Annotated in this window: 26 protein-coding genes and 1 riboswitch; of the genes, 14 read left to right on the top strand and 12 right to left on the bottom strand. The window is 71.5% G+C overall.

The window, feature by feature from the left end; all coding sequences use genetic code 11:
- Positions 1-49: 49 nt before the first annotated feature.
- From IE273_RS26995 to IE273_RS26980, 4 genes are all read right to left on the bottom strand, one after another.
- Complete coding sequence (locus IE273_RS26995) at positions 50-463, bottom strand: hypothetical protein (RefSeq protein WP_229887586.1); 414 nt, start codon at positions 461-463, stop codon at positions 50-52.
- A gap of 143 nt (positions 464-606) precedes the next feature.
- Positions 607-1,176: a hypothetical protein gene (locus IE273_RS26990; RefSeq protein ID WP_189817778.1), complete on the bottom strand. Its 570-nt coding sequence runs from the start codon at positions 1,174-1,176 to the stop codon at positions 607-609.
- A gap of 116 nt (positions 1,177-1,292) precedes the next feature.
- The gene (locus IE273_RS26985) at positions 1,293-2,027 is read right to left on the bottom strand and encodes a DUF4328 domain-containing protein (protein ID WP_189817777.1); all 735 of its coding nucleotides are present in this window, start codon (positions 2,025-2,027) and stop codon (positions 1,293-1,295) included.
- A 147-nt stretch (positions 2,028-2,174) separates the two neighbouring features.
- Positions 2,175-3,791 (bottom strand): beta-N-acetylhexosaminidase, encoded by a 1,617-nt coding sequence (locus tag IE273_RS26980; protein ID WP_189817776.1) that lies wholly within the window; start codon positions 3,789-3,791, stop codon positions 2,175-2,177.
- A 196-nt stretch (positions 3,792-3,987) separates the two neighbouring features.
- On the opposite strand from IE273_RS26980, the gene IE273_RS26975 reads away from it, so the two are divergent.
- From IE273_RS26975 to IE273_RS26925, 11 genes are all read left to right on the top strand, one after another.
- On the top strand, positions 3,988-4,563 hold the full coding sequence (locus IE273_RS26975; RefSeq protein WP_189817775.1) for a 2-oxo-4-hydroxy-4-carboxy-5-ureidoimidazoline decarboxylase: 576 nt from the start codon (positions 3,988-3,990) through the stop codon (positions 4,561-4,563).
- A 191-nt stretch (positions 4,564-4,754) separates the two neighbouring features.
- Positions 4,755-5,135, top strand: a complete 381-nt coding sequence (gene sdhC / locus IE273_RS26970; protein ID WP_043195476.1) for a succinate dehydrogenase, cytochrome b556 subunit — start codon at positions 4,755-4,757, stop codon at positions 5,133-5,135.
- A 5-nt stretch (positions 5,136-5,140) separates the two neighbouring features.
- On the top strand, positions 5,141-5,623 hold the full coding sequence (locus IE273_RS26965; RefSeq protein WP_103816282.1) for a succinate dehydrogenase hydrophobic membrane anchor subunit: 483 nt from the start codon (positions 5,141-5,143) through the stop codon (positions 5,621-5,623).
- Positions 5,624-5,642: 19 nt separating this feature from the next.
- Positions 5,643-7,397 carry a succinate dehydrogenase flavoprotein subunit gene (sdhA, locus tag IE273_RS26960; protein WP_189817774.1) on the top strand — a complete coding sequence of 585 codons (1,755 nt, stop codon included), beginning with the start codon at positions 5,643-5,645 and terminating at the stop codon, positions 7,395-7,397.
- Positions 7,397-8,176: a succinate dehydrogenase iron-sulfur subunit gene (locus IE273_RS26955; protein WP_189817773.1), complete on the top strand. Its 780-nt coding sequence runs from the start codon at positions 7,397-7,399 to the stop codon at positions 8,174-8,176. Before sdhA ends, IE273_RS26955 begins: the two co-directional genes overlap by 1 nt.
- Positions 8,177-8,307: 131 nt before the next feature.
- On the top strand, positions 8,308-8,670 hold the full coding sequence (locus IE273_RS26950) for a hypothetical protein (protein ID WP_189817772.1): 363 nt from the start codon (positions 8,308-8,310) through the stop codon (positions 8,668-8,670).
- 243 nt (positions 8,671-8,913) lie between these two features.
- Positions 8,914-9,324: a VOC family protein gene (locus IE273_RS26945; protein WP_189817771.1), complete on the top strand. Its 411-nt coding sequence runs from the start codon at positions 8,914-8,916 to the stop codon at positions 9,322-9,324.
- A 95-nt stretch (positions 9,325-9,419) separates the two neighbouring features.
- Positions 9,420-9,827, top strand: a complete 408-nt coding sequence (locus IE273_RS26940) for a hypothetical protein (RefSeq protein WP_189817770.1) — start codon at positions 9,420-9,422, stop codon at positions 9,825-9,827.
- A gap of 5 nt (positions 9,828-9,832) precedes the next feature.
- Entirely contained in the window at positions 9,833-10,351 is a 519-nt protein-coding gene (locus IE273_RS26935) for a thiol-disulfide oxidoreductase DCC family protein (protein ID WP_189817884.1), read from the top strand.
- Between the two features lie 9 nt (positions 10,352-10,360).
- Positions 10,361-11,107 carry a TetR/AcrR family transcriptional regulator gene (locus tag IE273_RS26930; RefSeq protein ID WP_189817769.1) on the top strand — a complete coding sequence of 249 codons (747 nt, stop codon included), beginning with the start codon at positions 10,361-10,363 and terminating at the stop codon, positions 11,105-11,107.
- A 90-nt stretch (positions 11,108-11,197) separates the two neighbouring features.
- Positions 11,198-11,815, top strand: a complete 618-nt coding sequence (locus tag IE273_RS26925; RefSeq protein WP_189817768.1) for a Uma2 family endonuclease — start codon at positions 11,198-11,200, stop codon at positions 11,813-11,815.
- Here the strand turns inward: IE273_RS26925 and IE273_RS26920 are convergent, their stop codons facing one another.
- The 3 genes from IE273_RS26920 to IE273_RS26910 all read right to left on the bottom strand — a co-directional run bounded on the left by IE273_RS26920 (position 11,816) and on the right by IE273_RS26910 (position 15,641).
- Positions 11,816-13,360: an ABC transporter substrate-binding protein gene (locus IE273_RS26920; protein WP_229887584.1), complete on the bottom strand. Its 1,545-nt coding sequence runs from the start codon at positions 13,358-13,360 to the stop codon at positions 11,816-11,818.
- A gap of 246 nt (positions 13,361-13,606) precedes the next feature.
- Positions 13,607-14,956, bottom strand: a complete 1,350-nt coding sequence (locus IE273_RS26915; protein WP_444545926.1) for a metallophosphoesterase — start codon at positions 14,954-14,956, stop codon at positions 13,607-13,609.
- Positions 14,957-15,401: 445 nt separating this feature from the next.
- Positions 15,402-15,641, bottom strand: coding sequence for an SCO4848 family membrane protein (locus tag IE273_RS26910; RefSeq protein WP_014674532.1), 240 nt, complete (start codon positions 15,639-15,641; stop codon positions 15,402-15,404).
- Between the two features lie 91 nt (positions 15,642-15,732).
- On the opposite strand from IE273_RS26910, the gene IE273_RS26905 reads away from it, so the two are divergent.
- The gene (locus IE273_RS26905; RefSeq protein ID WP_229887583.1) at positions 15,733-16,980 is read left to right on the top strand and encodes a D-alanyl-D-alanine carboxypeptidase family protein; all 1,248 of its coding nucleotides are present in this window, start codon (positions 15,733-15,735) and stop codon (positions 16,978-16,980) included.
- Here IE273_RS26905 and IE273_RS26900 read toward each other — a convergent pair.
- On the bottom strand, positions 16,928-17,839 hold the full coding sequence (locus tag IE273_RS26900; RefSeq protein WP_189817764.1) for a YihY/virulence factor BrkB family protein: 912 nt from the start codon (positions 17,837-17,839) through the stop codon (positions 16,928-16,930). The genes IE273_RS26905 and IE273_RS26900 overlap by 53 nt on opposite strands.
- A gap of 85 nt (positions 17,840-17,924) precedes the next feature.
- On the opposite strand from IE273_RS26900, the gene dprE2 reads away from it, so the two are divergent.
- Complete coding sequence (gene dprE2, locus IE273_RS26895) at positions 17,925-18,680, top strand: decaprenylphospho-beta-D-erythro-pentofuranosid-2-ulose 2-reductase (RefSeq protein ID WP_189817763.1); 756 nt, start codon at positions 17,925-17,927, stop codon at positions 18,678-18,680.
- Here the strand turns inward: dprE2 and IE273_RS26890 are convergent.
- The 3 genes from IE273_RS26890 to IE273_RS26880 form a co-directional block, all read right to left on the bottom strand.
- Entirely contained in the window at positions 18,677-19,261 is a 585-nt protein-coding gene (locus tag IE273_RS26890) for a 2'-5' RNA ligase family protein (protein ID WP_189817883.1), read from the bottom strand. The genes dprE2 and IE273_RS26890 overlap by 4 nt on opposite strands.
- 149 nt (positions 19,262-19,410) lie before the next feature.
- Positions 19,411-20,421: a tryptophan--tRNA ligase gene (trpS, locus tag IE273_RS26885; RefSeq protein ID WP_189817762.1), complete on the bottom strand. Its 1,011-nt coding sequence runs from the start codon at positions 20,419-20,421 to the stop codon at positions 19,411-19,413.
- Positions 20,422-20,522: 101 nt separating this feature from the next.
- On the bottom strand, positions 20,523-21,977 hold the full coding sequence (locus IE273_RS26880; RefSeq protein WP_189817761.1) for a glycine hydroxymethyltransferase: 1,455 nt from the start codon (positions 21,975-21,977) through the stop codon (positions 20,523-20,525).
- A 34-nt stretch (positions 21,978-22,011) separates the two neighbouring features.
- A riboswitch (ZMP/ZTP riboswitch) is annotated at positions 22,012-22,100 on the bottom strand.
- 103 nt (positions 22,101-22,203) lie between these two features.
- Between IE273_RS26880 and rocD the strand changes: the two genes are divergently transcribed.
- The gene (rocD, locus tag IE273_RS26875) at positions 22,204-23,412 is read left to right on the top strand and encodes an ornithine--oxo-acid transaminase (protein ID WP_189817760.1); all 1,209 of its coding nucleotides are present in this window, start codon (positions 22,204-22,206) and stop codon (positions 23,410-23,412) included.
- Between the two features lie 17 nt (positions 23,413-23,429).
- Here rocD and IE273_RS26870 read toward each other — a convergent pair whose 3' ends face one another.
- Positions 23,430-23,891 (bottom strand): nuclear transport factor 2 family protein, encoded by a 462-nt coding sequence (locus IE273_RS26870; RefSeq protein ID WP_189817759.1) that lies wholly within the window; start codon positions 23,889-23,891, stop codon positions 23,430-23,432.
- Positions 23,892-23,951 lie beyond the last annotated feature (60 nt).

Genomic DNA, 23,951 nt, shown 5'->3' with positions numbered 1-23,951 from the left:
GATCATCAGCGTCGGCCCCGACGGAAGTGTCACAGCCGGGCCGGACCGGTCAGCCGGGGGCGGTCGCGTCCCGGCACAGCAGCCGCAGCGAGCCGTGGCCGCCGTAGCAGCGGCGGGCCTCGTCGAGGGGGTCCCACATCCGGCCGTCGGGGGTGCGCAGCCAGTGCTCGCCGCCGGTCGCCCACCACTCGGCGCCGGTCTGCCGCACGATCACCTCGCCGGCGTAGGCGCCGAAGCCGCGCAGCGCGCCCTCGACGGCCTCGTACGGCGGCCCCTCGCGCCGTATCTCCTCGATCATCCGGTCCACCCGCCACAGGCTCTGGGCCGAGTAGTCGAGCCGCACCCGCGCGCCCTCGCGCATGGTCGCCACCGCGTCCGCCGCCCACCGCACGGGCTTGGCCGCGGCACTCGGCCTGGTCTCCTGCCGTGCCGCCGGGGACGGGTCGGCCGCCTGAGCTGTCACATGAGTCGTCACTTGGGCTGTCACACAGGGAAGAGCGAGCCGGGGCGGAGTTCCGTCACTGTCGTTCGAAACGTTCCTCCCGACGTTCGGCCAACCGTCGCAGGACCATCCCACCTCCGCCGCACGAGAGTCACAGGCTCCCCTCACGCCCCCGGTTCGGCGACGCTGCGCGCCCGGCGCGAGACCACCGCGCGCAGCACCCGCCGGCCCTCCGCCGACACCTCCAGCGCCCGGCGCAGCCCCTGCGCGCCGTGCCCCGCGAGGAGTTCCAGCACGGCGGCCTGGCGGCGCAGCTCGGCGGCGACGAGCGGCGGCAGGTCCGCCGGGTCGCCCGCGCGCCCGGCGTCGACGCAGTCCGGGGCCGGGCCGCCGTCCGCGGCGGGGTCGAGCAGCCCGTGGACGCGCAGCGAGGCGACCGAGCAGGCGTCGGCCCAGGGCCGTACCGCGCCGGCGGTGCGTTCGGCCGGAGCCGACTCCAGCATGCGCCGGGTGAGCCGCGCGGCCTCGTCGTCGGCGGGGTCCGCGGGGCCGAGCGCGGTACGGGCCAGGGCCAGGCCGGCGGACCAGTCGGAGCCGTCGGCGAGGCGGGCCCACAGCGGGCGCAGCAGCTCGTCGTCACCCCCGAGCAGTGGCAGGCACCGATCCAAACAAGCCAATCCACTGGCGGCCAGTCCGCGTTCGTCGGCCTGTGCGATCAGTCCCACCAGGCTCATGAATGCCTCCCTCGCCAGGGCACCGACCGGTACGGAGCCCACACTTCCCCTTACTGCGCGCGACGGCGCGGGAGTGTCACAGCAGAGGTATTTCAGCCAAAGGCGACGCGGCGGGGTCAGCCGAAGACGGGGGCCGGCAACTCGCCCGAGAGCACCTTGCGCTCCTGCATACGGGTCAGCCGGACGACCACCACGATGGCGAGGACGGCCGCCGCGATGTCGATTCCGTCGGAGAACAGCATCACCCGGGCGGCGTCGCGCAGTTCGACCGCCGTCTCGGCGTTCCGGGACGTGGTGTACGCGTACCGGCCCGCGAGGAGGCTGACGATCCACAGCGTCCACCAGGCGTTGACCGGCGTGTGCCCGGACCGCGCGCCCCAGGGGGCGCTGGCGTCCCAGCTGTCGGCGACGATCCGGCGCGGGAACCAGAGGTTCACGACCGGGCAGAACCAGCCGCCGATCGTCCAGCCGCGCTTCATCCGGTGCCGGGAGGCGTCGAACACCTCGGCGTTCACCCGGACCCGCCACAGCCAGCACAGGTAGACGACCATCGTGGCGACCAGCGCGACCGTCTGGGAGACGCCGGCCACCGCGTAGAGCGCGTCCGCGCGGTCGGCCCGGTCGACGACGCCGGTCCCGCCGGCGCCGTCGGCGATGTCGCCGGTGACGTCGAGTTCCAGCAGGTCCGCGAGGCAGGCGAACAGGTCGGTGGCGATGACGAGCCCGAGCAGTACGGCGGTGGCCCGCCCGAGCGCGGCCGGCGAGCGCAGCCAGGCCCCGGGCGGGGCGGGATACGGCGGCCCGGGGTACGGCGGCGTCGGGTACGGCGGCGTGGGCATGGGTGAGGTCATGACGGAGTTCCCCCGGGACGACGAGAGCCGGGCCGGCGCGTCGGCTCTCCCCGAGGCGAGGCGCGGCCACTGGTACGGACGCGCGCGTCACGAGGACGCGCGCGGACACCGGAACATATGGTCGGACGCCGCCGCGCGTCCACCCGGTTACCGGTCCAGCCGGTCCGCCAGCCCTCGGAAGTCGGCCCAGGACAGTGCGGGCGTGCCCGGGTCCCACAGCTTCTGCGCCGTGGCCCGCAGCGGCATCCGGATGCCGGCGGCGACCTGTGCCTGCGTCTGCGCGTTCGGGAAGTCGGACCAGACCGCGAAGGAGCCGCCGAGGATCTGCCCGTCGTAGCGCTCCGGCACGGCGGTCGTGCCGCGCAGCACGCGTGGGTTCCACTGCTCGTAGATCCGCTGTCCGGTCGGGTAGACGAAGGTCTGCGGCTGCCCGAGCACGTAGTAGAGGAACTCGTCGTTGTAGTTGAGCACCTTCCGGCCCGCGCTCAGGTACTCCACGGGCTGCCGGGCGCCGATCTCCTTGCCGGTCCAGTAGGCGACCTGGATGTCCGGGTCGGGCCGCACGGAGGTGCCGCGGTAGAAGCCGTCGTTCCAGGCGCGGACGGTCCGGTCGTGGGCGCGGACGGTGGCGGCGCGGTCGCCCAGCCAGCCGGTGGCGAGGTCGGCGACGGTCGCGCCGGCGCCGAAGGCCCGCCGGGCGGCGGCGGCCAGTTGCGGGTACGACGCCTGCGGGTCCCTGACGGTCAGCGCCTGGTACTCGTCCCCGCCCAGGTGCCACTGGCCGCCGGTGAACAGCCCGGCGTACTCGTCGAGCAGGTCGTCGACGATCCTCGCGGAGGCGTCCTCGGAGATGTCGACGGCACCCCGCGTCGGCACGCCACTCGCGTTGCGCAACTGGAGGTCCGGGTGGGCGGCGATGACGGCGCCCAGGTGCCCCGGCGAGTCGATCTCGGGGACGACGGTGATGTGCCGGCTGCCCGCCAGCGCGATGATCTTCCTGACCTGGGCCTTGGTCAGGTGGTCCGTGGAGACGATCTCGGGGTGGCTGTCGGACTCGATCCGGAATGCCTGGTCGTCGGAGAAGTGCAGGCCCAGCTCGTTGAACTTCAGGTCCCCCAGCTCGCGTATCCGGTCCTCGATCCAGGTCTCGCCGTACGGCTTGCGCGCGATGTCCAGCATGAACCCGCGCACCGGCTTGGCGGGCTCGTCCCGTACGACGCCCTCGGGTGCCGTACCGCCGCCGTGGACCTCCTGCTTCAGGGTGCGGGTGCCGTAGAAGACGCCGGCCTCGCCGGGTCCGCTGATGTCGACCCGCCCGCCGCGGACGGTCATGGTGTACGACTCCTCGTTCCCGCCCCCGCCGCCGAGCGCCAGCCGTACGTCGCCCGCCCGCACGTCGTCCTTCTCCCCCGCGTAGCGCAGTCCCAGCTCCCCGGCTATGAGCCGCCCCTCGTCGGCCAGCTCCGGGTCGCTCACCACCACCCGTCCGCCCGGCCGCGGTGTCCAGCCGGGGCCGCGCGCCGGGGTGTGCGAGCGCACCGCCGGTATCGTGCGCGGCGCCCGCGACAGCGGATAGGAGCGGCTCGGGCCGGGGCTCGCCGACGGTGTGCCCGGATCGCCGGAGCCGGTGCCGGACGACGACTGCCGCGCGCTTCCGTCCGGCTGTCCGCCGCCCCCGTCCGAGGCGGCCCACACGCCGACGCCCGTGCCGAGCGCGATGGTCCCGGCGAACGCGGCGGCCACCACCGCCCGCTTCCGTCTCACCTGCCGCGCCGGGCCCCGGCGCCTGTGCCTGTGCTGGATCACCCTGCCAACGTACGACCGATCGCCCGCTCAGCTGTCATCCAGGCGTTCCGAAACTCTCCCGTCCGGGTGAATTTCAGGCATCCCTCGGACACAGCGTGACCGCTCTCGATAACCTGACGTCACACTTTTCACAGCATCCCCTGCCACACCGCATGTGACGCGAGGACCCACGCTGCCCGCCCACCGCCTGCCGTATCTCCCCACCCCCCTCGACGCCTTCAACACCGCGCCCGCGGACGAGGCGCGCGCCCTTCTCCTGCACTGCCTGCACAGCCCGCGCTGGTCGCACCGGATCGCCGACCACCGCCCCTACCCCGACCTGGCCGCCCTGCTGGCCGCGGCGGACGAGGCGGCGTACGACCTCTCCCCCGGCGACCTGGCCGAGGCCCTGGCCGGTGAGCCCCTCCCCGAGCTGCCCGCGGGCACCTACTCGGCGGCCCACATGGCCCTGAGCGCCGCGCACGCCGCGTACGAGGCCCGATTCGGACACGCGTTCGTCATCTATCCGGGCGATGCCGCCCCGGGCGAGGTCATCGACCACATCCTCGAAGCGATCCGGTCACGATTGGCAAACGATCCCGAGGAGGAACGGGTGGTGGCGGCGGACGAGCTCCGGCGTCTCGCCCGGGGACGGCTGCTCGCCCTGCTCAGCGGCGCGGGGCTGTGTTCGATTTGTGGCTGCCGCCACGTGGGCGCGACCAGCCCAAACACCCCCGCATCCGGCAAATGACAGTCGAACCCGCCCCGCCGACCGCACCCGCTAGCCCAACCGCGTGCCACTTTGATCACACCGGTAGGCCCCCCGTAAGCACCACGGTGGCACGTGGATACCATGCAGAGGGCCGGTGGACCGTACCCGGCCGGGCCCGACCGACAGTGAAGCCGGCGCGGCCCTAGTCCCCGCTCCCGGAGGGTTCTTCCGTGCCGGCTGGAACGCTGTACCGCGGCCGGGAAGGAATGTGGTCCTGGGTGGCTCACCGAGTCACCGGCGTCCTCATCTTCTTCTTCCTGTTCGTTCACGTGCTGGACACCGCTCTCGTGCGTGTCTCCCCCGAGGACTACGACAAGGTCGTAGCCACGTACAAGACGCCGATCGTCGCGCTGCTGGAGTACGGCCTCGTCGCCGCCATCCTCTTCCACGCGCTCAACGGCCTGCGCGTCATCGCCGTCGACTTCTGGTCGAAGGGCCCGCGCTACCAGAAGCAGATGTTCTGGACCGTGATGGGTGTCTGGATCGTGCTGATGCTCGGGGCGATCTACCCGGTCCTCGGCCACGCCTACCGTGTCCTGTTTGGGAGCTGACGCCGATGTCCACGACTGAAACCGCGGCCTCCGGAGTCGGCCCCGTCGAGGGCGCTCCCGTGTACACCGTCGACAACCCGGCCCCGCTGATCGAGGCGCCGCGCAAGCGCACCAAGAAGTCCCCGAAGTCGACCCGGGGCAACTTCGAGCTCGCCGCCTGGCTGTTCATGCGCCTGTCCGGCATCGTGCTGGTCGTCCTCGTCATCGGCCACCTGCTGATCCAGCTCGTGCTGGACGGCGGCGTCTCCAAGATCGGCTTCGCCTTCGTGGCCGGCCGCTGGGCGTCCCCGTTCTGGCAGGTCTGGGACCTGCTGATGCTGTGGCTGGCGATGCTGCACGGCGCCAACGGCCTGCGCACGATCATCAACGACTACGCGGAGCGCCCGAACAGCCGGCTGTGGCTGAAGGGCCTGCTCTACACCGCCACGGTGTTCACCATCCTGCTGGGCACGCTGGTGATCTTCACCTTCGACCCGAACATCCGCTAGGCACGGGGCTGCGAGAATCATGAAGATCCACAAGTACGACACCGTCATCGTCGGCGCCGGCGGCGCGGGCATGCGCGCCGCCATCGAGGCGACGAAGCGCAGCCGCACCGCGGTCCTGACCAAGCTCTACCCCACCCGCTCCCACACGGGCGCCGCGCAGGGCGGCATGGCCGCCGCGCTGGCCAACGTGGAGGAGGACAACTGGGAGTGGCACACCTTCGACACGGTCAAGGGCGGTGACTACCTGGTCGACCAGGACGCCGCCGAGATCCTGGCGAAGGAGGCCATCGACGCCGTCCTCGACCTGGAGAAGATGGGCCTGCCGTTCAACCGGACGCCGAACGGCACCATCGACCAGCGCCGCTTCGGCGGTCACAGCCGCAACCACGGCGAGGCCCCGGTCCGCCGGTCCTGCTACGCCGCGGACCGCACCGGCCACATGATCCTCCAGACGCTGTACCAGAACTGCGTCAAGGAGGGCGTGGAGTTCTTCAACGAGTTCTACGTCCTGGACCAGCTGATCACCGAGGTCGACGGCGTCAAGAGGTCGGCCGGTGTGGTGGCGTACGAGCTCGCCACCGGCGAGATCCACGTCTTCCAGGCGAAGGCCGTCATCTACGCCTCCGGCGGCACCGGCAAGTTCTTCAAGGTGACGTCGAACGCCCACACGCTGACCGGTGACGGTCAGGCGGCGGTCTACCGGCGCGGCCTCCCGCTGGAGGACATGGAGTTCTTCCAGTTCCACCCGACCGGCATCTGGCGCATGGGCATCCTGCTCACCGAGGGCGCCCGCGGCGAGGGCGGCATCCTGCGCAACAAGGACGGCGAGCGCTTCATGGAGAAGTACGCTCCCGTCATGAAGGACCTGGCGTCCCGTGACGTCGTGTCCCGCTCCATCTACACGGAGATCCGCGAGGGCCGTGGCTGTGGTCCCGAGGGCGACCACGTCTACCTGGACCTGACCCACCTGCCGCCGGAGCAACTGGACGCCAAGCTCCCGGACATCACCGAGTTCGCGCGGACCTACCTCGGCATCGAGCCGTACACGGACCCGATCCCGATCCAGCCGACCGCGCACTACGCGATGGGCGGCATCCCGACGAACGTCGAGGGTGAGGTCCTGGCGGACAACACCACCGTCGTCCCGGGTCTGTACGCGGCCGGCGAGGTCGCCTGCGTGTCCGTGCACGGCGCCAACCGCCTCGGCACCAACTCGCTGCTGGACATCAACGTCTTCGGCCGCCGCGCGGGCATCGCCGCCGCCGAGTACTCGGCGAAGGCCGACTACGTCGAGCTGCCGGACGCCCCGGAGTCCTTCGTCGTCGATCAGATCGAGCGGCTGCGCGCCTCCACCGGCAACGAGCGGGTGGCGACGCTGCGCCGCGAGCTCCAGGAGACCATGGACGCCAACGTCATGGTGTTCCGCACCGAGCAGACGATCAAGACGGCCGTCGAGAAGATCGCCGAGCTCAAGGAGCGCTACAAGAACGTGGCGATCCAGGACAAGGGCCGGCGTTTCAACACGGACCTGCTGGAGGCGATCGAGTTGGGCAACCTGCTCGACCTGGCCGAGGTCATGGCGGTGTCGGCCCTCGCCCGCAAGGAGTCCCGCGGTGGTCACTACCGCGAGGACTACCCGAACCGCGACGACGTCAACTTCATGCGCCACACCATGGCGTACCGCGAGGTCGGCGCCGACGGCTCGGAAACCGTCCGTCTCGACTACAAGCCGGTCGTCCAGACCCGCTACCAGCCGATGGAGCGTAAGTACTGATGGCTACCCCTGTTCTGGACAAGGCGGACGCGGCCGGCCAGCCCGAGCCCGGCTTCGCCGACTCCCCCTACATCACGGTCACCTTCCGCATCCGCCGGTTCAACCCGGAGGTCGCGGCGGAGGCCACCTGGGAAGACTTCCAGCTGGAGATCGACCCCAAGGAGCGGGTCCTCGACGGCCTCCACAAGATCAAGTGGGACGTCGACGGCACCCTCACCTTCCGCCGCTCGTGCGCGCACGGCATCTGCGGCTCGGACGCGATGCGGATCAACGGCAAGAACCGCCTTGCCTGCAAGACGCTGATCAAGGACATCAACCCCGAGAAGCCGATCACGGTCGAGCCCATCAAGGGCCTGACGGTCCTGAAGGACCTGGTCGTGGACATGGAGCCGTTCTTCCAGGCGTACCGGGACGTCATGCCGTTCCTGGTCACCAAGGAGACGAACGAGCCGACCCGGGAGCGGTTGCAGTCCGCCGAGGACCGCGAGCGGTTCGACGACACCACCAAGTGCATCCTGTGCGCCGCGTGCACGTCGTCCTGCCCGGTGTTCTGGAACGACGGCCAGTACTTCGGTCCGGCCGCGATCGTGAACGCCCACCGCTTCATCTTCGACTCGCGTGACGAGGCCGGCGAGCAGCGGCTGGAGATCCTCAACGACCGTGACGGCGTGTGGCGTTGCCGCACGACCTTCAACTGCACGGACGCCTGCCCGCGCGGCATCGAGGTCACGAAGGCGATCCAGGAAGTGAAGCGCGCGCTGATCACGCGCCGCTACTGATCCACGGCACGCCTGAAGCACGCGGGCCCCGCCCCCGGTTCCACACCGGGAGCGGGGCCCTTGTCGTGGCGGAGTGGGTGCCGGCCGGGCCGGCCCGCCGCGGTTCTCCCCCAGGGCCGGGGTCCAAGTCGGTGAGGTTCACGCAGGACAGCCCCGACATCCCGGGCAAGGCCACCGACCTGTACGTGCTCGGCCAGGGCTGCGAGAACGGCAGGACGACGCAGGCGGCGTGGTTCGTGCGGGGCGGCTCCACGATCAAGCGCGGGAAGTACACGACGTACAACGCCACGCAGGCGGACTACGGCGCGACCGGCGTGATCGCCGACTTAGACGAGAACGGCTGCGGGCTCCGTGCTGGTGCCGCGCGGCGGCGCGAGCGGGCCGGACACCTCCTGCCGGCTGAGAACGCGGGCGGCGTGCACGTCCTGCGGGGCGGCAGGATCACTGAGGGAAGGCCGGGTCGAGGTCGGGCTTCGACGCGCCACTGGTCGTGACGCCCTTGGCGGACCCGCGCAGCAGCAGATCCGTGCGGTAGAGGTCACCCGAGACCAGCAGGTCGGCGTCGCCGTCCCGGTCGAAGTCCCGCAGCCGGACGAACAGGCCGAGTGCCTCGGAGTCGGTCGGGCCGCCCGGTACGCCGGGCCGTGGCCCACTGCCGGGCCCCCTGGGAGCCCCACCGGAGATCCGCTCCGGTGGGGCTCCTCGCTTCCCGGGAGCAAGGCTCCTAATGTGACGACATGTCAGACGAAGAGTCGTACGAACTGCTCGGTTTCGACAACGTGCTGCTCCCCGTCGGCGACCTCGGCGAGGCCGTCGCCTTCTACGAGCGGGCCGGGTTCGCCGTGGGCTTCCGGTTCGACGAGGGCGGGATCGCGCAGCTGAAGGTCGGCGGGGAGACGCCCGGCATCCTGCTGCGCACCGAGGAGGAGCTGCGGCAGCGGACCCCGCCCTGGCCCTCGCCGCGCGTCTGGCTGGAGGTGCCGGACGCGCGGGCGGCGGCGCGGGAGCTGGCCGCCGCCGGCATCGCACTCCTGGACGAGGTCTTCCCGGTGGCCACCGGCTGGACGGTGGAGATCGCCGATCCCTGGGGGAACATCCTCGGCTTCACGGACTACACCAAGCGCCCCGCACTGGGCCGCAGAGCCTGAGACCCCTGCCACCACCCCTTCAGTTGAACGCGTTCAAAAACAGGTCTACAGTCATACCTGTCAGCGTTTTGAACGCGTTCAAGAAGGGGTGGGGCATGGACCGCACCGTCATCGCCTACGTCATCTACCTGGTCGTCAGCATCGCGTTGACCGTCTGGGTGGCCCGCACGCTCAGCCGCAACGGCCGGATCTTCCTGGCCGACGTGCTGCGCGGCGACGAGAAGCTCGCGGATGCCGTCAACCACCTCCTGGTCGTCGGCTTCTACCTGGTCAACCTCGGCTTCGTGGCGCTGTACCTGGGGGGCGACGAGACGATCGAGGACACCCGCGGCATCTTCGAGGCCCTGTCGACCAAGCTGGGCGTGGTCCTGCTGGTGCTCGGCGTGATGCACCTGGGGAACGTGTACGTGCTCAACAAGATCCGCCGGCGCGGGGTCATGGAGCGGGAGCAACTGCCCCCGGTCGCCCCGCAGGAGTGGATCGCCCCGACGGCCGGGGCGTGACGGCCGTGACCGGCACGACCGCCCCGACCGGGACGGAGGGCCGGGGTGCCGCGGGCACCCCGGTCCGGGGGCTGACCGTCCTGTACGACGCCGAGTGCGCCCTGGGCGCCCATCTGCGCGACTGGCTGGCCCGCCGGCCCCGGCTGGTCCCGCTGGAGCTGCTGCCGGCCGGATCGGCCGAGGCCCGAAGCCGCTTCCCGGGGCTCGACCACGCCACCGCCCTCGACGAGATCACCGTCGTCGGTGACTCCGGGCAGGTCTACCGGGGCTCGCGCGCCTGGATCGTCGTCCTGTGGGCGCTGCGCGAACACCGCCCGCTCGCCCACGAGCTGGCCGGGCCGACGGGCGCGAAACTGGCCCGGGGCGCGGTGCTCGCAGCGGCGAAGTGGCGGGACGCGCGGGGGCCGGGGACGCGGTGGGGCGGCCACGTGTACCGGCGGGCGGACGGCTGGTCCTACCATCCGGGCACGGGCTGGACGTACTCCCCGCCGTCCTGCTCCGAAGCGGCCCCCGCCACTCGTTAGGCTCCTACCGTGCCCGCGAAGAACGACGGCCCCGAGGCGGCCGGCCCCCAGAGCAGCAAGTCCGAGCAGACCCGTGCGCTGATCCTGGAGACCGCGATGCGGTTGTTCCAGGAGCACGGGTACGACAAGACGACGATGCGGGCCATCGCCAAGGAGGCCGGGGTCTCCGTCGGCAACGCCTACTACTACTTCGAGGGCAAGGAACACCTGATCCAGGGCTTCTACGACCGGATCGCCGCCGAGCACCAGGCGGCGGTCCGGGAGATCCTGGACCGGGAGACCGACCTGGAGGCCCGGCTCGCGGGCGTGCTGACCGCGTGGCTGGACATCGCCCGGCCGTACCACGAGTTCGCGGTCCAGTTCTTCAAGAACGCCGCCGACCCCGACAGCCCGCTCAGCCCCTTCTCGCCCGAGAGCGAGCACGCGCGCGAGCAGGCCATCAGCGTGCACCGGGAGGTGCTGGCCGGTTCGAAGTCCAAGGTGGCCCCCGAGCTGCGGGAGGTGCTCCCGGAGCTGATGTGGCTGGCCCAGATGGGTCTGGTCCTGTACTGGATCTTCGACCGCACGGAGGGGCGGGAGCGCAGTTACCGGCTGGCGCGGCGGGGGGCCAGTCTGACCGCCCGCGGTGTCTCCCTCGCCCGGTTCCGGGTACTGCGACCCCTCGTCCTGGAGGTCCACGAGCTGTTCACGGACTTCCTGCCCGGGATGACGAAGGTCCTGCCGGACCCGGGGCGGGGGAGCCGGGAGGGCGAGTGATCACTTTCGGGTGAAGGCGCGGGAACACGACGTCCGGGGCCCTGGCTGCCTACGATGATGTTCTCGACACCAGCCCCTAGGAGGCACGCGATGTCCGCTGCATCCGTCGAGCAGCCCTTCGACGCCGACGAGCCGTTCTCCCTCACGGCCATCGCCGACGAGATCATGGAGCGCCATCCGGGCTACCGCGTCGAGATCATCGGAGGCCATCTCCTCGTGACCCCTTCACCGGATGCCCCCCACGCCCGCGCCCTGACCAAGCTCATGCGCCCCTTCATCGCCGCGGGCCTGGACGACGGCGAGACCGAGGTGCTCCAGAGCGTCGCGATCAAGCTCCCCACCGGGGCCGAGGACTACTGCATCCCCGACCTGGTCGTCGTGGACGCCGACATCGACGACCACTTCATCGAGAACAACGCCTACGACCCGGTCTGCTTCCGCCTGGTCCTGGAGGTCACCTCCGGCAACTGGCGGGACGACCTGAAGACCAAGGTCGGCGCGTACGCCGAGGCCAAGGTGCCCGTCTATCTCGTGGTCGACCGCAAGCACCAGCGCCTCCACGTCCTCACGGAGCCCGCCGGGAGCGAGTACGCGAACCACCGCGTCCACGCCCCCGACGAGACGGTGACGCTGCCCGACTCGATCGGTGCCGAGGTCGCGCTCGACGTGGAGCAGATCATCAGGGCCGGACAGAAGAAGGCCGACTGATCAGATCCAGGTCAGGCGCCACAGGCGGAACACGCCCGTGCCGTCCGACAGGTACTGGCCGCCGCCCACGTCCTCGGTGCTGACCACGTACTCCTTGCGCTGCCAGAGCGGGATCAGCGGGACGTCCTCGGCCACGTCCGTCTGGATGTCCTTGAAGTCCTTCGCGGCCCGGGTCCGGTCGGCGTACTGCTGGCTGTCCAGGATGAGGTGGTCGACCAGCTTGTTGCTGTACCCGGTGCTCATGGTGGAGCCGGTGCCGACGAGCGGGCCGCCGAAGGTGTCCGGGTCGGGGTAGTCGGCGACCCAGCCGACCCCCCAGGCGTCCATCTTCCCGGCGGCCCAGCGCTTCTGGAAGTCGGTCCACTCGTAGCCCTTGACGTCCACCTTGAACAGGCCGCCCGCCTCCAGCTGCTTCTTCAGCTCCGCGGACTCCTCCGCGCCCGCGCCCCGGCCGATGCCGTAGCCGAGGGTGAAGCGGACCGGCAGGCTCACCCCGGCCTCGGTGAGCAGCCGGCGCGCCTTGTCGGTGCTCTGGGTCGGGTAGGAGTCGAAGAACGAGGTGGTGTGCCCGGTGATGCCCGTCGGGATCAGCGAGTACAGCGGGTCGACCGTGCCCTCGTACACCGTCGTGGCGAGCTGCTCACGGTTGACCAGCCAGGCCATCGCCCGGCGCACCCGCACGTCGTGCAGCGGGGAGCCGGAGCGGGTGTTGAGGTACAGGTTGCGGGTCTCGGCGCTGTCGGACTCGGTGACCCGCTGCTCGGGATCGCTCGGGTTCAGCCCGGAGAGCACGCCCGGCGGCAGGGTCCGGGTGGCCACTTCGACCTCCCGGCCCTTCCAGGCCCGGTCCAGCTTCGCGGAGTCGGTGTAGTACCGCAGCTCGACCGGGCGGCCGACGCCGCTCAGATAGCCCTTGTAGTGCCCGTTCGGCGCGAGGTCGGCCTTCTGGTCCTTGGCGTACGCCGTCAGCGTGTACGGCCCGGTGCCGTCGACGTCGGTGCCCGTGCGCAGGGCGTCGGCGGGGTACTTGTCCTTGTCCACGATCGCGCCGGCGCCGGTGGCGACCTTCAGCGGGAAGGTGGCGTCCGCGGACGACAGGTGGAAGGTGACGGTGTGCGCGTCGTCGGCGGTCACCGAGGCGAGCGTGTCGAACAGGGACGCCGGGCCGACATCGGAGTTGATCTTCTTGACCCGGTCGAAGGAGTACTTGACGTCCTGTGCCGTCATGGCGCGCCCGCTCGGGAAGGTGATCCCGGAGCGCAGGGTGCACCGGTACGTCCTGAGGCCGCTGCCCTCGAACGCGCAGCTCTGTGCCGCATCCGGGACCGGCTCGACCCCGCCCGGCTCGAACGTCAGCAACGACTGGAACACATTGCTGAACAGCGCCCAGGAACCGGCGTCGTAGGCGCCGGCCGGGTCGAGTGCGGTGACGGCGTCCGTCGTACCGACGGTGATGGTCTTGTTCTGGTCCTCCTGCGACGGCAGCAGTTGCCAGCCGCCGATCCCCACGACCGCCAACACGAGCAGCGTCACGAGAATCCGCATGCGAACAGATCGCATGGTGGTGCCCTCCCCAGGCCCGTCGAGGCCCTACCCCTGGCCAGCATGAATCGGCCACTCCCCTAAGTGGCGCGGCTCACCTAATCACACCGGTTTCACCGCGGGGAAGGGCTTTCTGACCAGTTGTGAAAGAACTTACCGAGGTGTTGTTTCCGCCGGGTTTCACAGCTCCTCCACAGGCGTGGGAGCGGTCCCGCTCGAACGGGGGGGCGGCTCGGCGCGTTCCGCGGCTCATGCGCGCTTGGCGGCCAGTTCGATCACCGTCACGTCCGACGGCGCCCCCACGCGCGTGGGCGGTCCCCAGGCGCCCGCGCCCCTGCTGACGTACAACTGCGTGTCGCCGTAGCGGTCGAGACCGGCGACCGTCGGGTTGGCCGCGGCGGCGAGGAGGCTGCCGGGCCAGAGCTGGCCGCCGTGGGTGTGGCCGGAGAGCTGGAGGTCGACGCCGTGGCGTACGGCCTCGTGGATCTGCACCGGCTGGTGGGCGAGCAGCACGCACGCGCGTGCCGGGTCCCGGTCGTCGAGTGCCCTGGCGAAGTCCGGGCCCTGGCCCTCGCTCTCGCCCTGGACGTCGTTGACGCCGGCCAGGTCGAAGTACGGCAGCTCGGTGCGGGCGTTCTGGAGCGGGTGCAGGCCGAGGTCGCGGACCTCTTCGATCCACTGCTCGGCGCCGGAGAAGTACTCGTGGTTGCCCGTGACGAAGTACGCGCCGTGGCGGGCGCTGAGCCGGGCGAGGGGGGCGGCGGCCGGGCCGAGGTCCTTGACGCTGCCGTCGACCAGGTCGCCGACGACCGCGATCAGGTCCGGCCGGGTGGCGTTGACCGTGTCGACGACCCGCTGTGCGAAGCCTCGGCCGAGGACGGGGCCGAGGTGGATGTCGCTGACGACGGCTATGCGGAAGCCGTGGGCTGCTCGCGGGAGTTTGGCCAGCGGTACGGTGACACGTTTGACCCGGGGGCCCTTGAGGACTCCGTAGGTTCCGTGGCCGACTGTCGCCACGGCGGCGGTGGTGGCCGCGCCGGCGAGGAGGCGGGAGACGACGAGGCGCCGGGTGGGTTCCCGGCCGCCCGGTGCCGCGCCGGCCGTCCCAGGGGACTCCGCCGCCTGGACCCCCGTCCCCCGACTCGGACGGCCGGGAGCCGAGGCCACGGGGTCGGGGCTCGGGTGGGTGGGAGGCGAGGCCACGGGGTCGGGGCTCGGGTGGGTGGGAGGCGAGCCCACCGCGTCCCCGCTCGAACCGCCGACAAGCGAGCCCACGGCATCCGGGCTCGAACCGCCGACAGGAGACGTGCCGGGGTCCGGGCTCGAACCGGCCACAGGCGAAGCCACGGAGTCCGGGCTCGGACCGCTGGGAGGCGAGCCCACCGCGTCCCCGCTCGAACCGCCGACAAGCGAGCCCACGGCATCCGGGCTCGAACCGCAGACAGGAGACGCGCCGGGGTCCGGGCTCGAACCGGCCACAGGCGAAGCCACGGAGTCCGGGCTCGAACCGGTGACGGGCGAAGTCGCCGCGGCCCGGTTCGAACCGCCGGCAGGAGACGCGTCGGCGTCCGGGCTCGAACCGGCCACAGGCGAAGCCACGGAGTCCGGGCTCGAACCGGTGACGGGCGAAGTCGCCGCGGCCCGGTTCGAACCGGCCGCAGGCGAAGCCGCTCCGGCCCGGGTGGGGCCGGTTGTGGGCGGAGCCGTGGGGCGTCGGGGCAGGCGGGTGAGGAGGGGGCGTGCGACCTCGGTCGCCAGGACCGCCAGGAGCAGGTACAGCGCGAGGGCCATCCACAGGAAGCCCGGCCAGGCCAGGGTGCGCTGGAGCCAGAAGGGGGCGCCCGCGCGTTCGGCGACCAGGGCTCCGACCATCAGGACCGGGCCGGCGACGAACACCGCGGTGCCGGCGCGGCGGGCGGGGCCCGGACCCCGCGTGGTGTCGCGGACCAGGCGCCGCCACACGTACCAGTGCAGGCCCGCCACGACGGCCGGGACGGCCAGTGCGACGAGCGCGAAGACGATGACCACCCCGACCGGTCCCCCGCTATGAATTCCGGCGCAGTGCGCGCAGACCGCGCAACCCGATGACCCCGATGGCCGTCCCCCATACGAAGGAGACGACCGCCAGCAGCAGATGCACCCAGAAGTACGCGGTCGGGTGACCGTCGTCGAAGGCGAGCCCGCTGCTGTCCTTGACCAGGTTCTTGACGAAAGTGACCCAGATGACCCAGGACCACACCCCGAACACGAGCAGGAACCAGGACACCGGGCGGCTGAGCTTCATGGGTCCAGTATCGCCGTCCCGTGTCCGGTTCCTTGTCGGGGGTGGGAGGGGACGTGGGACTTCGCGCTCGGGTACGGGTACGTTCTCGCTCGTGCCCGCACCGAACACGACCGTCAGGCGATCCCTGCTGGTCACCTCCGCCACCCTGCTGTCCCTGTCCGTCACCGCGCCCGCCGCCCTCGCCGCGCCGACCCCCTCGACGAGTCCGACGGCCACGCCCCCGGCCCGGATGTCCACCGTGGGCGGCGCCCGGCTCGGCATGCCCGGCACTCAGGTCAACCTCGCCCCCGGTGTGCCGGTCCTGCCCAAGGACCTCACCGCCCGTTCCTGGATCGTCTCCGACGCCGAGTCCGGGGAGGTCCTCGCCGCGCACAACGCGCACTGGCGGCTGCCCCCGGCGAGCACGCTGAAGATGCTGTTCGCGGACACCGTGCTGCCCCGGTTCCCCCAGAGCACCGAGCACAAGGTGGCGGCGTCGGACCTCAAGGGCGTGGGCGTCGGCTCCAGCGTGGTCGGGATAAAGGAGGGCGCCACCTACTCCGTCCACGACCTGTGGCTCGGGGTCTTCCTGCGCTCGGGCAACGACGCCGTGCACGTGCTGTCCCAGATGAACGGCGGCGTCAAGCAGACCGTCCAGGACATGCAGGACCACGCCGAGGAACTCCAGGCCCTGGACACGAACGTGGTCTCGCCGGACGGCTACGACGCGCCGGGACAGGTGTCGTCGGCGTACGACCTGACGCTGTTCGCCCGCTCCGGGTTGCAGAAGAAGGACTTCCGCGACTACTGCTCGACGGTGAGCGCGACGTTCGGCTCCGCCGAGATCCGGAACACCAACCGGCTGCTGAGCGGCGACACCGACGTCCCCGTCTACCAGGGCATCGCGGGCGTGAAGAACGGCAACACCACGCACGCGGGCGCCACCTTCACCGGGGTCGCCGAGCGGAACGGCAAGGTGCTGCTCGTCACGGTGATGAACCCGGAGAAGCACGAGCACAACGAGGTCTACAAGGAGACCGCCAAGCTGTTCGACTGGGGCTTCCAGGCCGTCGGCAAGGTCAACGCGGTGGGCGAACTGGTGCCGCCGAAGAGCGCCTCCTCGACGGCCCCGCAGCCCGGCCCGAGCACGTCCGCCGCGCAGGACCCGGGGCAGGCGGCCGGGTCCGGCGGGCCGGGGTCGAAGCCCGTGGCGAGCGCCACCGCCGCGTCCGGCTCCAGCGGGGTCGGGATCGCCCTGGCCGTCGCGGGCGGGCTGCTGGTGCTGCTCGGGGGCGGGGCGTTCCTGGTCAACCGCCGGTGGCCGCTGCCGGACCTGATGCGCCGTCGGGCGCGTCCCTGAGCCCCGCCGCCTCCTTGCTCGGCGTCGCCGTCCAGGAGGCGCAGAACAGGACCAGTTTGGCCGTGAAGTTGATCCACAGCAGCAGTGCCACGGGGACGCCGAACGCGCCGTACATGCTCTTCGCGGCGACCCCCTGGATGTAGCCGCTGAGGAGCAGCTTCAGCAGTTCGAAGCCGATCGCGCCGAGCAGCGCGGCGACCAGCAGGCGGCGGCGCGTCGGCTCGACCCCGGGCAGCAGGGTCAGGACGTAGAGCAGGACGAGGAAGTCGGCGAGCACGGCGACGGCGAACGCGGCGATCCGCAACAGGACGCTGCCCCAGCTGTGTTCGTCCAGGCCGATCTGCCGGGAGACCAGGCCGACGGCGGCCGAGGCGAGGGTGGACGCGGCGAGGGTGACCAGCAGGGCGCCGCCGAAGCCCAGCAGGATGACCGCGTCCTTGGCCTTGGTGACGACCGGGTTCTCCTCGCGGTCCGGCAGCTCCCACACCGCGCGCAGGCAGTCCCGCACCTGACCGACCCAGCCGATGCCCGTGAACAGCAGGACCGCGCCCGCGATGACACCGACCGTGCCCGCGTTCTGCACCAGGGAGGTGAGGTCCAACTGGTCGGCGAGACCCGGGAACTGGTCGGCGATCCGGTGCTCCACGGTCTTCTGGCGGGACGGGCCGAGCGTGGCGGCGGTGATCGCGGCGGCCACGGTCAGCAGCGGGAACAGCGCCACGAAGCTGACGAACGTCATGGCGGCGGCGAGCCTGGCCCACTTCACCCGGTCCAGCCGCTCGTAGCACCGCCACGCGTGCGTGAGCATCAGCCGGGTGACGATCGGCCCGATGCCGGGGAGCCTCTTCAGCCAGTCCATGATCCGACTGTGCCCGCTGCCCATGGACGTCAACACCGCGTTTCTCCGGCAGAACGGTCATATACGGGCGATACGGTCGGCTGTCATGAAGGACGCCACCGCTCTTCCCCAGTCCCTGCTCGTCCTCGGCGGCACGTCCGAGATCGCGCTGGCCACCGCGCGCCGGCTGATCGCCCGCCGCACCCGCACGGTGTGGCTGGCGGGCCGCCCCTCCCTGGCGCTGGAGAACGCCGCCGGGAGCCTGCGCGCGCTCGGCGCGGACGTGCACACCGTCGCCTTCGACGCGCTCGATCCCGAGTCCCACGAGGCCGTCCTCGGCAAGGTGTTCACCGACGGGCCCGTCGACATGGTGCTGCTCGCCTTCGGCATCCTCGGCGACCAGGCACACGACGAGCGCGACCCGGTGCGGGCGGTGCGGGTCGCCCAGACCAACTACACCGGGGCCGTCTCGGCCGGCCTGGTCGCCGGGCGCGCCTTGCAGGGCCAGGGCCACGGCTCCCTCGTCGTGCTGTCCTCCGCCGCCGCCGAACGCGCCCGCCGCGCCGACTTCATCTACGGCTCCAGCAAGGCCGGTCTCGACGTCTTCGCCCAGGGCCTCGGCGACGCCCTGCACGGCACCGGCGTCCACGTCATGGTCGTACGTCCCGGGTCCGTGCGGACGGGACATCCGGCCGCCGGGACGCGGACACCGCTCGCCAGCACACCGGAGGCGGTCGCCACGGCCATCGAACTGGGCCTGCGCCGCCGCTCGGAGACGGTGTGGGTGCCGGGTGCGCTCCGCCCGCTGATGACGGCCCTGCGGCATGCGCCCCGCGCGGTGTACCGCTGGTTGATGGCCTAACGGCTGGCGATCGTGCCCCGTTCCACTTCCGCGTGGCCCGGCTGCGGCGGTACCACGGGCCCCCCGAAGGCGTACTCGCGCAGCTTGCGCCAGACGCCGTCGGCGCCCTGCTCGTACAGCGCGAAACCGGTGCACGGCCACTCGGCCTCGAACCGAGCCAGTTCCTCGAAGGCGCGGTCCATGGCCGCGTCGTCGATGCCGTGCGCGACGGTGACGTGCGGGTGGTAGGGGAACTGCAACTCGCGCGCCACCGGCCCGGAGGCGTCCCGGATGTGCTGCTGGAGCCAGGCGCACGCGTCGGCGCCCTCGACGACCCGCACGTAGACCACCGGTGACAGGGGCCGGAAGGTGCCGGTGCCGGACAGCCGCATCGGGAACGGCCGGCCCGCGGTGGCGACCTCGGACAGGTGTGCGTCGATCGCCGGCAGGTCGGCCTCGTCCACCTCGGTCGGCGGCAGCAGCGTGACGTGCGTGGGGATGCCGTGAGCCGCGGCGTCGCCGAAGCCCGCGCGCCGCTCCTGGAGCAGGCTGCCGTGAGGCTCCGGGACCGCGATCGACACGCCGATCGTTACGGTCCCCACGTCATCTCCTGTCGTCGCGTCTGTCGTCTTCTCGGCCGTCTCGTCCCGGCCGTCGGCTATCGACTGTACGGCCACGGATGTCCTTCGGGCAGGCGCGGCGGAAGTGATGTGCAGCGCTCTGCCCGCGCGGACCCGTGCGGTCGTACGCCTCAGTGCTTGGCCGGGAGGAAGCCCACGCGGTCGTACGCCTGCGCGAGGGTCTCGGCGGCGACGGCGCGCGCCTTCTCGGCGCCCTTGGCGAGGACCGCGTCCAGCGTCTCGGAGTCGTCCAGGTACTGCTGGGTGCGCTCGCGGAACGGCGTGACGAACTCGACCATGACGTCGGCGAGGTCCGTCTTGAGCGCGCCGTACATCTTGCCCTCGTACTCCTGCTCCAGCTCCGCGACGGTCTTGCCGGTGAGCGTGGAGTAGATGGTGAGGAGGTTGGAGACGCCCGGCTTGGTCTCGACGTCGTAGCGGATCACCGTGTCCGTGTCGGTGACCGCGCTCTTGACCTTCTTGGCCGTGGTCTTCGGCTCGTCGAGGAGGTTGATGAGGCCCTTCGGCGTGGACGCCGACTTGCTCATCTTGACCGTCGGGTCCTGGAGGTCGTAGATCTTCGCCGTCTCCTTGAGGATGTACGGCTTCGGGATCGTGAAGGTGTCGCCGAAGCGGCCGTTGAAGCGCTCGGCGAGGTCGCGGGTCAGCTCGATGTGCTGGCGCTGGTCCTCGCCCACGGGCACCTCGCCCGCCTGGTACAGCAGGATGTCCGCGACCTGGAGGATCGGGTACGTGAAGAGGCCGACGGAGGCGCGGTCGGCCCCCTGCTTGGCGGACTTGTCCTTGAACTGGGTCATGCGGCTGGCCTCGCCGAAGCCGGTGAGGCAGTTCATGATCCAGGCGAGCTGGGCGTGCTCGGGGACGTGGCTCTGCACGAAGAGCGTGCAGCGGTCCGGGTCCAGTCCGGCGGCCAGCAGCTGGGCGGCGGCGAGCCGGGTGTTGGCGCGCAGCTCCTTCGGGTCCTGCGGGACCGTGATCGCGTGCAGGTCGACGACCATGTAGAACGCGTCGTGGGACTCCTGGAGGGCCACCCACTGGCGGACGGCGCCGAGGTAGTTGCCGAGGTGGAACGAGCCAGCCGTGGGCTGGATGCCGGAGAGCACGCGAGGTCGGTCAGCCATGCTTTTTATTGTCGCAGAGAGTTTGACGGGTTCGGTGCGTGGGGAACCGCGGGCCGCCTGTGGTGGCTCGCGCGGTTCCCCGCGCCTCTTCCGGGGGCGTTTCAGCCGAGGTCGACCTGCGGGTACAGCGGGAAACCCGCCACCAGGTCCGTCGCCCGCCGGGAGATCTCCTGGGCGACCTTCTCGTCCAGGACGTGGGCCGCCTTGGAGGGGGCGCCGGACTTGGTGGTGCCCGGCTCGGTGGTGCTGAGGACGCGGTCGATCAGGCCCGCCACCTCGTCCATCTCCGCCGTGCCGAGGCCGCGGGTGGTGAGCGCCGGGGTGCCGATGCGGATGCCGGAGGTGTACCAGGCGCCGTTCGGGTCGGCCGGGATGGCGTTGCGGTTGGTGACGATGCCGGAATCGAGCAGCGCGGCCTCGGCCTGGCGGCCGGTGAGGCCGTAGGAGGTGGCGACGTCGATCAGGCAGAGGTGGTTGTCGGTGCCGCCGGTGACGAGGGTGGCGCCGCGGCGCATCAGGCCCTCGGCCAGGGCGCGGGAGTTGTCCACGATGCGCTGGGCGTAGTCCTGGAAGGCGGGCTGCCGGGCCTCGGCCAGGGCTACGGCCTTGGCGGCCATGACGTGCGGGAGCGGGCCGCCGAGGACCATCGGGCAGCCGCGGTCCACCTGGTCCTTGAGGGAGTCGTCGCACAGGACCATGCCGCCGCGCGGGCCGCGCAGCGACTTGTGGGTGGTCGTGGTGACGATCTGGGCGTGCGGGACCGGGTCGAAGTCGCCGGTGAGGACCTTGCCCGCGACCAGGCCGGCGAAGTGCGCCATGTCGACCATGAGGGTGGCGCCGACCTCGTCGGCGATCTCCCGCATGATCCGGAAGTTCACCAGCCGGGGGTACGCGGAGTAGCCGGCGACGATGATCAGCGGCTTGAACTCGCGGGCCTGGGCACGCAGGGCCTCGTAGTCGATGAGGCCGGTGGCCGGGTCGGTGCCGTAGGAGCGCTGGTCGAACATCTTGCCGGAGATGTTCGGGCGGAAGCCGTGGGTGAGGTGGCCGCCGGCGTCCAGGGACATGCCGAGCATGCGCTGGTTGCCGAAGGCCTGGCGGAGCTCGGCCCAGTCGGCCTCGGTCAGGTCGTTGACCTGGCGGGCGCCGGCCTTCTCCAGGAAGGGCGCCTCGACGCGGTCGGCGAGGACGGCCCAGAAGGCGACCAGGTTGGCGTCGATGCCGGAGTGCGGCTGGACGTAGGCGTGGCGGGCGCCGAAGAGTTCACGGGCGTGCTCGGCGGCGAGGGACTCGACGGTGTCGACGTTGCGGCAGCCGGCGTAGAAGCGGCGGCCGACGGTGCCCTCGGCGTACTTGTCGCTGAACCAGTTGCCCATCGCGAGCAGGGTCGCCGGGGAGGCGTAGTTCTCCGAGGCGATCAGCTTGAGCATCTCGCGTTGGTCGGTGACCTCCTGGCCGATGGCGTCGGCGACGCGCGGCTCGACGGCGCGGATCACGTCGAGGGCGGCACGGAAGGCGGTCGACTCGGCGGAGAGGGAGGCGGAATTCTCGGGCATCGGGGGACCTCCGGACGGTGTGCGTACAGCGTTCACGTTCGGCCCAGGCGCACGGCACTCTTCCCGCTCGGGCCGCTCCCTGATGGTCCGTCCCATCCCAGCGCGCCAGTCACGGCCCGCTCGTCAGCCTACCGGGCGCGCCGCGCGGGGCAGGTCCCGCGTCCACCATGCGAGCGAGGATAAGAAGGAGGTCACCGTCGAGTCCGAGTCGTCTCCGGGAGAGGCCGTGACCGCTGCGCAAGACCTCATCGCCGCCGCCGGCGCGCACTGCGCGCCCACCTACGACCCGCTGCCGGTGGTGATCGCCACGGGTGAGGGGGCGTGGCTGACGGACGTGGCGGGGCGGCGCTACCTGGATCTGCTGGCCGGTTACTCGGCGCTGAACTTCGGGCACGGCAACCGGCGGCTGGCCGAGGCGGCCCGGCGGCAGCTGGACCGGGTGACGCTGACCTCCCGCGCCTTCCACCACGACCGGTTCGCCGCGTTCTGCACGGAGCTCGCCGAGCTGTGCGGGATGGAGATGGTGCTGCCCATGAACACGGGCGCGGAGGCGGTGGAGAGCGCGGTGAAGACGGCCCGGAAGTGGGGGTACCGGGTGAAGGGGGTGCCCGGGGAGATGGCGAAGGTCGTCGTGGCGGGCGGCAACTTCCACGGCCGTACGACGACTCTCATCAGCTTCTCCACCGATCCGGAGGCCCGTGCGGACTTCGGGCCGTACACCCCGGGCTTCGAGATCGTGCCGTACGGGGACCTGACCGCGATGCGGTCGGCGCTGACGGAGAACACGGTGGCGGTGCTGCTGGAGCCGATCCAGGGCGAGTCGGGGGTGATCGTGCCGCCGTCCGGTTATCTGGCCGGGGTGCGGGAGCTGACCCGCGAGCGGAACGTCCTCTTCGTCGCCGACGAGATCCAGTCGGGCCTGGGGCGCACCGGGCGGACCTTCGCGTGCGAGCACGAGGGGGTGGTCCCGGACGTGTACGTGCTGGGCAAGGCGCTGGGCGGCGGGATCCTGCCGGTGTCGGCCGTGGTGTCGAGCGCGGCGGTGCTCGGGGTGTACCGGCCGGGCGAGCACGGGTCGACGTTCGGCGGGAACCCGCTGGCCTGCGCGGTGGCCCTGGAGGTGATCGCGATGTTGCGGACCGGTGAGTACCAGGAGCGGGCGGCGCGGCTGGGCGAGCGGCTGCACGGACGGCTGGGCGGGCTGCTGGGCACGGGCCGGGTGACGGCGGTGCGGGGCCGGGGGCTGTGGGCCGGGGTGGACGTCTCCCCGGCGGTGGGCACCGGGCGGGAGGTCTCCGAGCGGCTGCTGGCCCGTGGGGTCCTGGTCAAGGACACCCACGGGTCGACCGTCCGGATCGCGCCTCCGCTGGTGATCGGCGAGGACGACCTGGACTGGGGGGTGGAGCAGCTCCGGGCGGTGCTGTCCGGGGCGTGATCAGGGACGGGGCCCGGTCAGTGGAGGGGGAAGTCGGCGCCGTGCTCGTCGGCGGGCCGGGGCCCGAAGATGCGCCGGTCGGACTCCTCGATGGCCACGTCGTTGATGCTGGCCTCGCGGCGGAGCATCAGGCCGTGCTCGTCGAACTCCCACAGCTCGTTGCCGTAGGAGCGCCACCACTGGCCGTCGGCGTCGCGACACTCGTACTGGAAGCGGACGGCGATGCGGTTCTCGTGGAAGCTCCACAGGCCCTTGCGCAGCGCGTAGTCCCGCTCGCGCTCCCACTTCTCGGTCAGGAAGGCGACGATCTCCTCGCGGCCGGTGACGAACCGGTCCCGGTTCCGCCAGACGGAGTCCGGGGTGTAGGCGAGGGCCACCCGGTGGGGGTCGCGGGTGTTCCAGGCGTCCTCGGCCGCCTGCACCTTCCGGCGGGCGGTCTCCAGGGTGAACGGCGGGTAGGGCGGGCGGTCTTCGGGCACGGCGACCTCCTCGGGTCGGGGGCGAGGTGGGGAACGGCGTCGGGACCCTCCCGGGCCACC

The sequence above is a fragment of the Streptomyces olivaceoviridis genome, assembly GCF_014650115.1.
Classification (GTDB): Bacteria; Actinomycetota; Actinomycetes; order Streptomycetales; family Streptomycetaceae; genus Streptomyces; species Streptomyces olivaceoviridis.
This window is presented reverse-complemented; position numbering and strand designations above follow the sequence as displayed.

Coding starts and splice junctions, on each gene's coding strand:
- IE273_RS26965 (WP_103816282.1), top strand. CDS start 5,141: ATGTCCACGACTGAAACCGCGGCCTCCGGAGTCGGCCCCGTCGAGGGC.
- IE273_RS26955 (WP_189817773.1), top strand. CDS start 7,397: ATGGCTACCCCTGTTCTGGACAAGGCGGACGCGGCCGGCCAGCCCGAG.
- IE273_RS26900 (WP_189817764.1), bottom strand. CDS start 17,839: ATGGACTGGCTGAAGAGGCTCCCCGGCATCGGGCCGATCGTCACCCGG.
- trpS (WP_189817762.1), bottom strand. CDS start 20,421: ATGGCTGACCGACCTCGCGTGCTCTCCGGCATCCAGCCCACGGCTGGC.
- IE273_RS26910 (WP_014674532.1), bottom strand. CDS start 15,641: ATGAAGCTCAGCCGCCCGGTGTCCTGGTTCCTGCTCGTGTTCGGGGTG.
- IE273_RS26945 (WP_189817771.1), top strand. CDS start 8,914: ATGTCAGACGAAGAGTCGTACGAACTGCTCGGTTTCGACAACGTGCTG.
- IE273_RS26940 (WP_189817770.1), top strand. CDS start 9,420: ATGGACCGCACCGTCATCGCCTACGTCATCTACCTGGTCGTCAGCATC.
- sdhA (WP_189817774.1), top strand. CDS start 5,643: ATGAAGATCCACAAGTACGACACCGTCATCGTCGGCGCCGGCGGCGCG.
- dprE2 (WP_189817763.1), top strand. CDS start 17,925: ATGAAGGACGCCACCGCTCTTCCCCAGTCCCTGCTCGTCCTCGGCGGC.
- IE273_RS26925 (WP_189817768.1), top strand. CDS start 11,198: ATGTCCGCTGCATCCGTCGAGCAGCCCTTCGACGCCGACGAGCCGTTC.
- IE273_RS26880 (WP_189817761.1), bottom strand. CDS start 21,977: ATGCCCGAGAATTCCGCCTCCCTCTCCGCCGAGTCGACCGCCTTCCGT.
- IE273_RS26920 (WP_229887584.1), bottom strand. CDS start 13,360: ATGCGGATTCTCGTGACGCTGCTCGTGTTGGCGGTCGTGGGGATCGGC.
- IE273_RS26990 (WP_189817778.1), bottom strand. CDS start 1,176: ATGAGCCTGGTGGGACTGATCGCACAGGCCGACGAACGCGGACTGGCC.
- IE273_RS26985 (WP_189817777.1), bottom strand. CDS start 2,027: ATGACCTCACCCATGCCCACGCCGCCGTACCCGACGCCGCCGTACCCC.